Origin of the sequence: Virgibacillus sp. M23 (genome assembly GCF_034190895.1) — a bacterium.
In the GTDB taxonomy this organism is placed as follows: domain Bacteria; phylum Bacillota; class Bacilli; order Bacillales; family Amphibacillaceae; genus Virgibacillus; species Virgibacillus salarius.
Genome location: NZ_JAWDHA010000185.1, coordinates 1 through 546 on the forward strand (window position 1 = coordinate 1; position 546 = coordinate 546).

1 pseudogene is annotated in these 546 nt (G+C 46.7%); it reads left to right on the top strand.

The features are described from left to right. A pseudogene (spoVAF, locus tag RVS70_RS21950) lies at nucleotides 1-546 on the top strand (spore germination protein SpoVAF); the annotation flags it as partial.

The following is a 546-nucleotide window of genomic DNA, read 5'->3' on the forward strand; positions in this document are numbered from 1 at the left end:
ATATTGTCGAAAACAGATTGCTTAACGCCCAGGTCGAAAAAGTAAAAACCTTGGATGAAACCACCGACCAAGTGCTGTCCGGGCTCGTCGCAGTCATTGTTGAAGGCGCAGGCTTCGCATTTATCATTGATGTCAGGAGCTATCCGGGCAGAAATCCGGAAGAACCAGATACGGAAAAGGTAGTCAGGGGAGCCAGAGACGGATTTGTTGAAAATATCGTCGTCACTACGGCCCTTCTCAGAAGGCGGATCAGAGACGAACGCCTTCGAGTCAAGATGACGAAAGTTGGCGAACGGTCAAAGACGGATTTAAGCATTTGTTATATAGAAGATATAGCTGATCCGGATCTGGTTGAGATCGTGGAAAAGGAAGTTGCTTCCATTGATGTCGATGGATTAACACTGGCCGACAAAACTGTCGAGGAATTCATTGTTAATCAAAACTATAATCCTTTTCCGCTCGTGCGCTACACAGAAAGACCGGATGTGGCCGCGAATCATGTTCTTGAGGGCCATGTTGTCATTATAGTGGATACATCGCCTAGTG